The 12102-nt window shown below is 66.0% G+C and carries 12 protein-coding genes; 7 read left to right on the top strand and 5 right to left on the bottom strand.

Features of this window, described 5'->3' with window-relative positions; all coding sequences use genetic code 11:
- Positions 1–21: 21 nt before the first annotated feature.
- From OIE68_RS36920 to OIE68_RS36930, 3 genes are all read right to left on the bottom strand, one after another.
- Complete coding sequence (locus OIE68_RS36920; protein WP_040686724.1) at positions 22–273, bottom strand: RskA family anti-sigma factor; 252 nt, start codon at positions 271–273, stop codon at positions 22–24.
- Between the two features lies 1 nt (position 274).
- Positions 275–850 (bottom strand): sigma-70 family RNA polymerase sigma factor, encoded by a 576-nt coding sequence (locus tag OIE68_RS36925; RefSeq protein ID WP_327101956.1) that lies wholly within the window; start codon positions 848–850, stop codon positions 275–277.
- A 338-nt stretch (positions 851–1188) separates the two neighbouring features.
- The gene (locus tag OIE68_RS36930) at positions 1189–1482 is read right to left on the bottom strand and encodes a WhiB family transcriptional regulator (protein WP_014981828.1); all 294 of its coding nucleotides are present in this window, start codon (positions 1480–1482) and stop codon (positions 1189–1191) included.
- Positions 1483–2196: 714 nt separating this feature from the next.
- Between OIE68_RS36930 and OIE68_RS36935 the strand changes: the two genes are divergently transcribed.
- The 3 genes from OIE68_RS36935 to OIE68_RS36945 all read left to right on the top strand — a co-directional run bounded on the left by OIE68_RS36935 (position 2197) and on the right by OIE68_RS36945 (position 4754).
- Complete coding sequence (locus OIE68_RS36935) at positions 2197–2970, top strand: hypothetical protein (protein ID WP_327095544.1); 774 nt, start codon at positions 2197–2199, stop codon at positions 2968–2970.
- A gap of 127 nt (positions 2971–3097) precedes the next feature.
- Positions 3098–3676 carry a sigma-70 family RNA polymerase sigma factor gene (locus tag OIE68_RS36940; protein ID WP_040686727.1) on the top strand — a complete coding sequence of 193 codons (579 nt, stop codon included), beginning with the start codon at positions 3098–3100 and terminating at the stop codon, positions 3674–3676.
- Positions 3669–4754: an anti-sigma-D factor RsdA gene (locus OIE68_RS36945; RefSeq protein ID WP_327095545.1), complete on the top strand. Its 1086-nt coding sequence runs from the start codon at positions 3669–3671 to the stop codon at positions 4752–4754. Before OIE68_RS36940 ends, OIE68_RS36945 begins: the two co-directional genes overlap by 8 nt.
- Before the next feature lie 215 nt (positions 4755–4969).
- Here the strand turns inward: OIE68_RS36945 and OIE68_RS36950 are convergent, their stop codons facing one another.
- On the bottom strand, positions 4970–5383 hold the full coding sequence (locus OIE68_RS36950; RefSeq protein WP_040686729.1) for a DUF5319 domain-containing protein: 414 nt from the start codon (positions 5381–5383) through the stop codon (positions 4970–4972).
- A gap of 306 nt (positions 5384–5689) precedes the next feature.
- On the opposite strand from OIE68_RS36950, the gene guaB reads away from it, so the two are divergent.
- Both guaB and OIE68_RS36960 read left to right on the top strand, forming a co-directional pair.
- Complete coding sequence (gene guaB, locus OIE68_RS36955; protein WP_327095546.1) at positions 5690–7234, top strand: IMP dehydrogenase; 1545 nt, start codon at positions 5690–5692, stop codon at positions 7232–7234.
- Between the two features lie 462 nt (positions 7235–7696).
- Positions 7697–8869: a GuaB3 family IMP dehydrogenase-related protein gene (locus tag OIE68_RS36960; RefSeq protein ID WP_327095547.1), complete on the top strand. Its 1173-nt coding sequence runs from the start codon at positions 7697–7699 to the stop codon at positions 8867–8869.
- An 85-nt stretch (positions 8870–8954) separates the two neighbouring features.
- On the opposite strand, the gene OIE68_RS36965 is transcribed toward OIE68_RS36960, so the two are convergent.
- Positions 8955–9755 carry an alpha/beta fold hydrolase gene (locus OIE68_RS36965; RefSeq protein ID WP_327095548.1) on the bottom strand — a complete coding sequence of 267 codons (801 nt, stop codon included), beginning with the start codon at positions 9753–9755 and terminating at the stop codon, positions 8955–8957.
- A gap of 66 nt (positions 9756–9821) precedes the next feature.
- On the opposite strand from OIE68_RS36965, the gene guaA reads away from it, so the two are divergent.
- Together guaA and OIE68_RS36975 are read left to right on the top strand one after the other, a co-directional pair.
- On the top strand, positions 9822–11390 hold the full coding sequence (guaA, locus tag OIE68_RS36970; protein ID WP_327095549.1) for a glutamine-hydrolyzing GMP synthase: 1569 nt from the start codon (positions 9822–9824) through the stop codon (positions 11388–11390).
- Between the two features lie 75 nt (positions 11391–11465).
- Entirely contained in the window at positions 11466–11921 is a 456-nt protein-coding gene (locus OIE68_RS36975; RefSeq protein ID WP_327095550.1) for a hypothetical protein, read from the top strand.
- Positions 11922–12102 lie beyond the last annotated feature (181 nt).

Genomic DNA, 12102 nt, shown 5'->3' on the forward strand with positions numbered 1-12102 from the left:
CCGACTCCGGTCGGCGAAATTCTAAGAGGCGACGGGTGGTTGCTCAGCGGCGATGGCGGCGAGCAATCTGGCACGCAGGGCGGCGGGCGGCTGGGCCGCCGTCGCCTCCGCGAGAGTGCCGAGGACTTCCTTCGTCTGCTGGACTTCGGTCATGAATTCCGCGCGTAGTACGGGGTCCTCGCCGTCGAGCACTTCCTGCACCGCATTGTGGTCTTCGTCGTCGATCGATCCGAGCGCGACGGCGTGCGCGAGATCGATCCGGGCTTCGTTCATCTCACGTCACCCCCAAACTTTTCTTCAGTCGTGTCAATCCGTCCCGTATACGGGACTTAACGGTCGGTAACCCTACGCCCAGGAAGTCGGCGACTTCCGCGTAGGTTCGCCCGCCGTAATAGGCGAGCGAGATGGCTTCCCGCTGAGTCTGTGTCAATGTCCCTAGACCCTGCTGGACGGCCTGCTGCTCGAGCCTTCGCTCTACTTCTTCGGTGACCTCATCGAATTCGTTACCGAGAACCCTTATCCCATAGGCGACTTCGCGCAGGGTATGGGCCTGTTCGGCGCGGACCCGGTCGACGGCCCGCCGGTGGGCGAGGGTCATCAACCATGTCACCGCGGATCCTTTGGTCGCGTCGAAACTGGACGCGGTCCGCCAGATCTGGAGATATACCTCCTGGGTGGTCTCCTCTGCGTAGCCGGGGTCGTGCAGGACGCGTAGCACCAGACCGAACACGCGCGCACACGTTCGGTCGTACAGCTCGGCGAATGCCTCCTGGTCGGACCGGCCGCAACGTTCGAGAAGTGCGGCGAGCTCGATACCTTCGGCGGCGCGTGCCGTTACCGCAGATTCCACCCGGTTCGACGCAATGGTGGGTGGGATGGCTTCTCTTCGGAACGAGTCGCCCTCTGCGGCCGGCGGCCGCGTTGTCACAACGCTCCATTCTGTGTCATCGGTCACTACCGTAGCGGGCCGCTATCGGACCCCGTGCGGTGGGGTATCAGCGAACCGCATGCGGATCGGCAACTTCCCTGTAAACCTCGACACGCCAGGCATTTCTGGAGGGGACACGCCGTGACGCGCCGCTGGTTTCGCGAAACGCCGTATGTACAACCGACTTCGGCTTGTGGCCGTCGCCAGGTGTTTGCTAGGCATTCGGCGCGCCGCGCCACATGGATGGGAAGAAGTTGGTTTTAAACGGCCATCCGACGACGGTTGCGTCGAGCGTGCATCTCGCGCTCGGTTTCGGACATACCGCCCCAGATGCCGTAGGGCTCGCTGACTTTGAGTGCGTGGCTGCGGCACTGCATGAGCACCGGGCAGGCCCGGCAGATCTCCTTGGCGCGCATCTCGCGTGCGGTGCGGGCGCGGCCGCGTTCACCGTCCGGATGGAAAAACACCGCGGAGTCCTGGCCTCGGCAGGATCCTCGCATCTGCCAGTCCCAGACGTCAGCGTTCGGTCCGGGGAGGTGGGTCGGCATGGGCATGGTGAACTCCTCGTGGTGCGAGCTCGTCAGCGTTGTCGAGCAGTTGTTCTGCAACAGTTGTGGCCACGGCGCTGGGTCGGCGGCGTGCCATGGGCTCGCCTATTGCGGTCGCTGCAATTTCGCGCGGCGCCGACCGTGGCGATGAGTTACGTTAGGTCCAGCCGCGAAATTCCGTCAATAGTTCGATGCAGCAGTTTTCTAAATCTTAAGCTGCGAAAATTAACCTCGAAGCTGTTTACTTTTTGGACCCGTCCGGTAATACTGTTCGGTTGGCCAGAGGTCGGTATGTCTTCGCATGGCGTCAGTATTCCGCATTCCCGCAGGTGGGAACGGGTCGGCGGTTGCATCCCCGTGTAGTAGCGAGTAGGCGAAGGCGTGGGTCCTATCACACCGTCGACGGCCCGCTACGATGTCCGGTCGATCGGAGATGGCAGAAACGGGGCGCTGAGGTTAATTGCGCGAAACGCATGTGAATTCCGGTCACACACGCTATGCGATTGCCGGAAGTACTTTTACTTGATGGAAACATGGCGACGGCGATGAAATGCTCAATATTAGCCGGAAGTACCTGACGGACGGTTTCTCGTCGCGCGGTCACCAGTGGCGCTCGGGTTAGAGTTCGGCGTGCTCGTGCCTGCTTCCCCTATATATATCGAGTCCGCCATACTTGCCGACGCGGCTTTCGGCGCTTGCCCCGGCCGTGGCGCTACCGAGTTGCCAACCGCCGCGAACCCGCTCGATTCCTGGCATCGGGCGGTGATTCTCGGTGGTCAGGGTCGCTACGCCGCGGCACGTGAAGAGTTGCGGGTATTGCGCGCGGGCACCACCGATCCGGTGCTGCTGTCGCTGGCCGCGAGTACCGAGGGCTCGTTTCTGCGTCAGCTCGGCTGGCATGCCCGTGCCGCCGGATATGACGGTCGCGCGGCCGCGTTGATCCTGCCGACGGGGGATGCGGTCGGTCCGGATCGCGTGGACGCGATCTGTGATGCGCTGACCGGTCTCGCGGCCGACGCGCTCGGCACCGGCCGCCTGGCACTCGCTTCCCGCCTGCTCCGGCGCAGTCATGACGCGATGACCCGGGCGCAGTCGCCGCACGGCTGGCGAACCCTGATCCGGTGGCATTGGGTCTGTGCGGAGACCGCACTCGCTTCCGGCGCCGCCGACACGGCCGCACCCCATGCCGCAACGGCCCTCGCATTGGCCCAGGACGGACCGTCCGTACGACACCGGGTCAAGTCCCGGCTCTTGGTCGCCGCGACCGCCGCGGCAGCCGGTGATGTCGAGCACGCGCGAACGCTCGCCGATGAGGTCGCCGAGCAGTGCCGCGAGCACGGATTGCTCCCATTGCGTTGGGCCAGTTCGATGTTGCGCTCCGGGGTGTCCACGGGGGCTCGCGCGAGCGCGGCCGCGAACGATGCGCAGGGGTGCGCGCAGACCATCGGCCGTCGTGGCGGGCACTTTCGTCCCATGAGTGATTCCCGAGTCTGATCAAGACACCACCGTGTTGCCCGGATCCACGGGTTGTATCGCTATTGTTAGACCCGTTCCGCCCCTTCGGCGGAAGCACTGGTCATCACCGCCGGTGCCACTTGTAACGCCAGGAAATTCTCTGACGATGACGAACACGGGCGAAGAGTTGGACCTCGCCGTCGCTGCCGCTGCGCAGGGCGACAGATCCGCTTTAGCCCAGGTACTCGAATTGGTCCGCCCGTTGGTGGTGCGCTATTGCCGCGCGCGGATCGGCGCCGCGGAGCGTGGACAACTCTCTGCGGACGACGTTGCGCAGGAGGTATGTCTGGCCGTGATGACAGCTCTGCCCCGGTATCAGGACCAGGGCAGGCCCTTCATGGCCTTCGTATACGGAATCGCTTCGCACAAGGTTGCCGACGCTCATCGCAACGCCGCCCGTAACAAGGCGGAGGCAATGGCCGAAGTACCAGATGTCATATCCACCGACCAGGGGCCGGAACAGCGAGCTCTCGAGTCCGAAACGAGTAGGCAGATGAATAGCCTGCTCGCGACGCTTCCGGAGAAGCATCGAGAGATTCTGATCCTGCGTTTGGTCATGGGTTTGTCAGCAGAAGAAACCGCAGTCGCCGTGGGCAGTACGGCGGGTGCGATACGCGTCGCCCAACACCGGGCGCTCGCGAAACTGAAGTCACAAGTGGCGAGGGCAGGTGAAATGTATGGCTAGGGATGGCGAGCGCGGTCGGGGCGACTGGAAGGCGCGACGTGGATCGCGAAATAGCGGTCCCTACGCCGGGAGTGGTGACACCGGTCCGGTGGACATCGCGGCGGTGCGCAGAGACGATGCGCTGATCGATGCCATTGCTAGCAACGGCCCGGTACAGACCGACAGCGCGGAGGAGTTTCAGCTCGCTTCGATGCTGGCGGACTGGCGAGCGGAGCTGATTTCTCCGCCGTTGCCCGCTGAACCGAACCTCGATGAGATCGTTGCCGCGGTCAATCAGGAGATCGGTGCCCGGCAGGTCCGGATCGGTGCGCAGTCCGGTGGGCGACTACGGCTTATTCGTCCGATTCTCGGGACGGCTGCCGCGCTGGCTCTGGTCATCGGTGGTCTTTCGGCGTTCTCCTATGGCGCCGCTCCGGGTGATCCGCTCTGGCGGGTCAAGGAAGTCGTGTTCAGCGAACAGGCACAGTCGACCGTGGTGCAGCGTGCCGACAGCGATCTGGCCAACGCGAAAACGATGCTCGCTCAGGACAATCCGGAGCAGGCAAGGGCCAGGCTGGAGGGCGCCAAGGCGAATGCCGAGCTGATCGACGATCCGGTCAAGCGGGACAAGCGAATCAACGAATTCAACCTCTTGCTCGCGGAGTTGAACAAGCTCGCTCCGGAGATCGGGAAGTCGCTCGCGGCGAGCACGACATCGACGACGACACCCAACCCGGCGGCAACCGATGGCACCAACTCGTCGACCACCAAGCCTTCCGGCGATGCTGGCTCTACCTCCTCGGTGGTGCCGCCGGTCGATACGAAGGTGCCGACGACGGAACCGAACACACCGGGTAAGTCGACACCGCCGACAACCGCGCCGCCGGTGAGTACTCCCGCTCCCGAACAGCCCACCCAGCCCAGTCATCCGACTCAGGCTCCGCCGACCACCGTGGGAACCCAGCCCACGGGGGTCGTGCCGAGCGTGGATTCCGGCCCGCCCGCGCAACCCCCGACTCATCAGCAGCCGCCGCCCTTCGTGGTTCCCACCGGTTTGCCGACTTTGCCGGGGTTGCCCGGATCGGGGCCGACCACTTAATCGGAGCGATACTCCAACAGCGCTTTGGTTCGTGAGAAGCGCTCGATCCAGCAGAAGCGCTGTGGCGGATGCATATCCGCCACATCCGCGTGTGCGTGGGTGCGCGGACATTCGAAATGTTGTGCATGAACCGATCGCCGACCGGCGGTCGGCTTTTGCCTGTAAGCTATTTCACATCGCGCCCGCGCGTCAGCGCGCTGTGTGGGCGCGCGATGTCAGCTGTCGAATCCGTCGAATCCGTCGCCGTGGAATGCCTCGTTCATCGAGGCGTCCGCGTATCCCCGGCAGTAATCCCAGGTGACATACGCTTCCGGCATCGGGTCGTAGGCGGGCTCGTGCGGGCGCACTGTGCCGTCGACCAGCAGCTGAAGCAGGTTGGCGCGCAGCATATCCCAGTCGTGGTAGTGATCTTGTCTGCAGTCTTCGCAGCTGACCACGAGTCCTCGGATGCCACGGTGCGCTAATAGTGCCTCATACACCGCAAGGTCGGCGAGATCCTCCTCGACCGCAAGGCGCTCGTGGGGATCCAGCGGTTCACCAGGCTCGATGGCATCGAGCGCGGCGGACGGGTCGGAGGGGTCTCCGGCGAACGGATCCGGCGGCAAGCCAGGTGGTAGATGGTCACGCACACCCCCACGGTACGCAGAACAGGGTGCTCTTCGCCAGCTATGTGGCGCGCCAGTTTCGGTGGTGGGCTCAGTTCCGTGAGCGAGCGCAGCGAGTGAACCATAGGCACAGGCGCCCACGCGCACGACGGAGCCGAGCGTCAGCGAGGCGCAGTCGTGAGCGTGTTTGCGGGACAGATACCATGGGTGACAGGCCCCGGCCAGTATCCGACAGCGCTGGCGGAGCCGTCACCGTCCATCCCATCAGCTTCCACGACGCCGGGCACCCCGGCGTTCGTTGCTTTCGACGTCCAGGAGGGGTCGATCCGAATGAGTAATCCCGTATCGGGCGAACGAATCGCGGTCCGCCCTCCTACGGGTGGTGACGATCCGAACAAGATCGCCATGCTCGGCCTCACGTTCGACGATGTGCTGTTGCTACCGGCCGCTTCGGATCTCATCCCGAGCTCGGTGGAAACCTCCAGCCAGCTGACCCGCGAGATCCGGTTGCGCACCCCGCTCTGCAGTTCCGCCATGGACACCGTGACCGAGGCGCGGATGGCCATCTCCATGGCGCGCGCGGGCGGCATGGGTGTGTTGCACCGCAATCTGGCCGTCGCCGATCAGGCCGCGCAGGTCGAGACCGTCAAGCGGTCCGAGGCGGGCATGGTCACCGATCCGGTGACCTGTCGCCCGAGCGATACCCTGGCCGAGGTCGACGCGATGTGCGCTCGCTTCCGCATTTCCGGCCTGCCGGTAGTGGATGAGACCGGCGCGCTTGTGGGCATTATCACCAACCGCGATATGCGCTTCGAGGTGGATCAGAACCGGCGGGTCGCCGATGTGATGACCAAGGCGCCGTTGATCACCGCGCAGGAGGGCGTCACCGCCGCGGCCGCGCTCGGTCTGCTGCGTCGCCACAAGATCGAGAAGCTGCCGATCGTCGACGGTAACGGCCGCCTGCGCGGACTGATCACCGTCAAGGACTTCGTCAAGACCGATCAGTACCCGAACGCCACCAAGGACCGTGACGGCCGCCTGCTCGTCGGCGCCGCGATCGGTGTCGGCGAGGACTCCTGGTCGCGCGCCATGACTTTGGCCGACGCCGGGGTGGACGTGCTCATCGTCGATACCGCGCACGGCCATCAGGCCGGTGTGCTGCAGATGGTGACCAAGGTCAAGGCCGAGGTCGGCGATCGCATCCAGATCGTCGGCGGCAATGTGGCCACCAGGGCCGGTGCGGCCGCGCTGGTCGAGGCCGGCGCGGATGCGGTGAAGGTCGGCGTCGGTCCCGGCTCCATCTGCACCACCCGCGTGGTCGCCGGTGTCGGCGCGCCGCAGATCACCGCGATCCTCGAGGCCGTCGCCGCGTGCAAGCCGTACGGCGTTCCGGTGATCGCCGACGGTGGCATCCAGTTCTCCGGTGATATCGCCAAGGCCATCGCGGCGGGTGCGTCCACCGTGATGCTCGGGTCGCTGCTGGCCGGTACCGCCGAGTCGCCGGGTGAGCTGATCCTGGTGGGCGGCAAGCAGTTCAAGAGCTACCGCGGCATGGGTTCGCTGGGCGCCATGCAGGGCCGCGGCCAGGCCAAGTCCTACTCCAAGGACCGCTACTTCCAGGACGACGTGCTCGCCGAGGACAAGCTGGTGCCCGAGGGCATCGAGGGGCGGGTGCCATTCCGCGGACCGGTCAACCAGGTGATCCATCAGCTCGTCGGCGGGCTGCGGGCGGCCATGGGCTACACCGGGTCGCAGTCCATCGCGGATCTGCAGGAGGCGCAGTTCGTGCAGATCACCGCGGCGGGGCTCAAGGAGAGCCACCCGCATGACATCACGATGACCGTCGAGGCGCCCAATTACACTGGTCGCGGCTAGCCTGCTTGACGGGTTGTGTACTGGACGGAATGGTCCGTGCATGATTGACCGTGTTCGCGGTCATCGAGGTGCATAGCCAACGGCCTCGCGAGGCGAAGGGGCAGGATCACGAGTCCTGACCTGCCGCCCCGGACGTAGCCGCCTGTTCGCGATCGACCGCTCACTATGGCACTACGCGATCGACGATCCGATATGCGACGACGAATGTTCGTAGAGCGTCAGATTCGTCTGGCGCCCCACGGTGGCCGTGATCGACGCTCCACAGGCGACCACGACGGAGCGAGTCTTACGAGCGACCCCGTTCGCGGCCCGTCTCGCGTCCGAGCCGTCGAAGCGCATGCGACGAAGTCGCGAGTCTCGACGGCTCGGACGCGAGACACTCGGGGGCCGCGAACACGCAGCGCCGAAGGCGCTGCCAAAGATAGAGCCGCGCCCGCGCGGCCAAAATTAAGGAGAACAAGCGTGCGCGACATGGTCGAGATCGGTATGGGTCGGACCGCCCGGCGTACCTATGAACTGGACGATGTCGATATCGTCCCGTCGCGGCGGACTCGTTCGTCGAAGCAGGTATCGCTGGCGTGGCAGTTGGACGCCTACCGATTCGAGATCCCGTTCCTGGCGCACCCGACCGATGCGCTGGTCTCGCCGGAGTTCGCCATCGAACTCGGCAGGCTCGGCGGACTCGGCGTCATCAACGGCGAGGGGCTGTGGGCCCGGCATGCCGACGTCGCCGCGAAGATCGACCAGCTGCTCGAACTCGTCGCCAAGGGCGGCTACGAGCGTGCCGTCGGGCTGCTGCAGGAACTGCATGCGGCACCGATGCAGCCGGATCTGCTGGCCGCCGCGGTCGCGCAGGTGCGGGCCGCCGGCGTGACGGTCGCGGTGCGGGTGAGCCCGCAGAACGCCCGCGCGCTGACCCCGGCGCTGCTGCAGGCCGGTATCGACCTACTCGTGGTGCACGGCACCATCATCTCCGCTGAACACGTCGGCGACGGTGAGCCGTTGAACCTCAAGACCTTCATCGCCGAACTGGATGTGCCGGTGGTGGCCGGTGGTGTGAGCGATCACAAGACCGCGCTGCACCTGATGCGCACCGGTGCCGCGGGCGTCATCGTCGGCTACGGTTCCTACCCCGGCGCGACGACCACCGGCGAGGTGCTCGGCATCGGGGTGCCGATGGCAACCGCCATCGCCGATGCCGCCGCCGCGCGTCGCGACTACCTGGACGAGACCGGCGGCCGCTATGTGCACGTGATCGCCGACGGTGATATCGCCACCTCGGGTCAGTTGGCCAAGGCCATCGCCTGTGGCGCCGATGCCGCCATGCTCGGGGTACCGCTGGCGCTGGCCGCCGCGGCGCCGGGCCGCGGCTGGTACTGGCCGTCCTCGGCCGCACATCCGTCGGTGCCGCGCGGTTCGCTGCTGCACGTGGAGGATCCGTGGGATCTGGGCGGCGAGCTGTCCGGTGACACCGGCGAAACGGTTCGCCCGAGCCTGGAGCGGGTGCTGTACGGCCCCTCCGACGACCCGTTCGGCTCGCTGAATCTCGTTGGCGGCCTGCGTCGCTCGATGGCCAAAGCAGGCTACTCCGACCTCAAGGAATTCCAGCGCGTCGGCCTCAGCGTCCGCGCCTGACTCACCCGTCGAGCCCGTCGAGCCCGTCGAATGGTGGTCGTTGGGACGCCATTCGACAACCGTCGGCGCTCCCGCGCACTACGGGTCAGCGGACGTTGGTGGGGACGGTGCGGTCGCGGAGGAACTGTTGGATGGCGTGGTTGACGGGGTCGGGGTGGGTCATGGTGACTGCGAGGCGTGCGCCGGCGATCTCGACGAAGGTCGATGCGGTGAGATCGGCGGCCAACTGCTGGGCACGCTCGCGGGCGATGCCGCTGTCGGTGGCGTGAATCACCAAGGCGGGGCAGGTGATTTCGGATAAGCGGTCCGATACCGAATCGCGGCCGAGCAGACAGCCGGCGGCGACCTCGATGCCGTGGCGGTCGCGGACCAGCCAGCGTTTGGTCCAGATCGCCCGGTACCACTCGTCATCGCCGATCAGCCAATACGCGAGCTGTTCGACGGCCTCCTGCCGGGAGCCGTCGTCGTACCACTCGTCCAGGAATTTCTGGGTCGCGGTGGATTGTTCGGGCGTCGGGCCGTGCGCCTCGGTGCTGATGAGGATCAGCGCGGAAACCCGCTCGGGTGCGATGAGCGCGGTGCGCAGCGCGGTGAATCCCCCTTGCGCGGTGCCGCCGAACACGGCGCGTTCGGCGCCGAGATGGTCGAGCACGGTGAGGGCGTCGCGCGCGGCGGTCCAGTAGGTGAACGGCAGCCCCTGGTCCCTGGTGCGGCCGTGTCCGCGCGCATCCCAGGACACGATCCGGAATTCCGGTGCGAGCGCGGCCATCTGGGATGCGAACATCGTTCGGTCCATGAAGAATTCGTGTGCTAGTAAGACCACCGGACCGTCGCCGCCGCTGTCCTCGTAGTGGATGTCGGCGTCTATCGCGCGGGCGAAGGGCACGGCATGAGGATAACCAGCAGTGCGGGCGCGCGCGGGACGATTTCCGCCGCTCACTAAACTGTTCGAGTGGCAGAAACTCAGAGACCGGTCCTCGTCGTCGACTTCGGCGCACAGTACGCCCAGCTGATCGCCCGGCGGGTCCGTGAATCGAGTGTGTATTCGGAGGTGATCCCGCATTCCGCCACGGTGGAGGAGATCGCGGAGAAGCAGCCGCTCGCGGTGATTCTGTCCGGCGGACCGTCCAGCGTGTACGCCGAGGGCGCACCGCAGCTGGACGCGCGGCTGTTCGATCTCGGCATCCCGGTCTTCGGCATCTGCTACGGCTTCCAGGCCATGGCGCAGGCGCTCGGCGGCACCGTCGCGCATACCGGCACCCGCGAATACGGTCGCACCGACCTCAATATCGATGGCGGTCTGCTGCACGGTGGCCTGCCCACCAAACAGCGGGTGTGGATGAGCCACGGCGATGCGGTCACCGACGCGCCCGAGGGCTTCGAGGTCACCGGCACCAGCGCGGGCGCTCCGGTCGCCGCATTCGAGAACCGGGCCCGCAGGCTGGCCGGTGTGCAGTACCACCCGGAGGTGCTGCACTCGCCGCACGGTCAGCAGGTGATCAGCCGCTTCCTGCACGAACTCGCCGGCATCCCCGCCACCTGGACCCCGGCCAATATCGCCGAATCGCTGATCACTTCGGTGCGCGAGCAGATCGGCGACGGCCATGCGATCTGCGGGCTGTCCGGCGGTGTGGACAGCGCGGTCGCCGCAGCGCTGGTGCAGCGCGCGATCGGCGAACGGCTGACCTGTGTGTTCGTCGATCACGGCCTGTTGCGGGCGGGGGAGCGCGAGCAGGTGCAGCAGGACTTCGTCGCCGCGACCGGCGCCAAGCTGGTGACCGTCGACGCGGTGGACAAGTTCCTCGGTGAGCTGAAGGGCGTCACCGATCCGGAGGAGAAGCGCAAGATCATCGGCCGGGAGTTCATCCGGTCGTTCGAGGACGCGGTCTCCGAGGTCGTCGTCGAACAGAGCGGCGGCGCCAAGCCGGAGGTCGAGTTCCTGGTGCAGGGCACGCTCTACCCGGACGTCGTCGAATCCGGTGGCGGCAGCGGCACCGCGAATATCAAGAGCCACCACAATGTCGGCGGTCTGCCCGACGATCTGGAGTTCGACCTCGTCGAACCGCTGCGGTTGCTGTTCAAGGACGAGGTGCGTGCGGTCGGCCGCGAACTCGGGTTGCCCGAGGAAATCGTTGCCCGCCAGCCGTTTCCGGGTCCCGGCCTGGCCATCCGCATTGTCGGCGAGGTCACCGCGGACCGCCTCGAGACGCTGCGACAGGCCGATGCCATCGCACGCGAGGAGTTGACCGCCGCCGGACTCGATCACCAGATCTGGCAGTGCCCGGTGGTGCTGCTCGCGGATGTGCGCAGCGTCGGTGTGCAGGGCGACGGCCGTACCTACGGTCACCCGATCGTGCTGCGTCCGGTCTCCAGTGAGGACGCCATGACCGCCGACTGGACCCGGCTGCCCTATGACGTACTCGAGCGCATTTCCACCCGCATCACCAATGAGGTGGCCGAGGTCAACCGGGTTGTCCTCGATGTGACGAGCAAGCCACCGGGCACCATCGAATGGGAGTGACCCCGCAATCGGGCCTGATTTGCCGGATTTCGGGAGTACCGTCAGCCGGATAGACCAGTTCCCCAGGGGGTTCGGATGGCAGCGAAGAAGCCGCTCTGCACCGTCAACGCGGTCGTCGAGGCACCGTGTGGAGTGGTGGCCGCGCTGCTCACCACGGTGAGCGCAGGCCCGGTCGGTCCGGACAACGCCTTCTTCCTCGTCGACGGGCCCGATCCCGGGATCCGGTTGCGCGGCGGCCCGAATGATTTCCGGGCCGCGATCGCCGGGGATCCCAATGGGATTCGGGTCGAGGTGGATCGGGCGCAGGCGATGTTCGCGGTCGAGGGGCAGCGGTGGTTTCGCGCCGAATGTCGAGTGCTGCCGCATCCGAAGGGTGCTCGGGTGATCCAGCAGATGTTCAACGTCGCGACCAGTGGGCGGTGGATGGTGCCGATGATCGCGCGGGGTGTCGAGGGCAAGCAGCGGGTGAGTATGCAGCGGCTACTCGACCGGATCAGTGAACATTTGGGCTGCCCGGCCTATTTGGAGTAGTGGACTCGGGGTTGGGTGTGGGCGGCGGTGTGCGGCCGAGGACGAGTTGTCCGAGTAATAAGCCGCCGCCGAGATAACTGCGGCTAGGTGTCAGCGGCATGAAACGGCCGATCGGGATTCCCGTATGGTCGGTCGGTTCGTCGTGGGTGTCGAACTGTTCCATGGGCATTGGCGTTCTGCT

Source organism: Nocardia vinacea (genome assembly GCF_035920345.1).
In the GTDB taxonomy this organism is placed as follows: domain Bacteria; phylum Actinomycetota; class Actinomycetes; order Mycobacteriales; family Mycobacteriaceae; genus Nocardia; species Nocardia vinacea_A.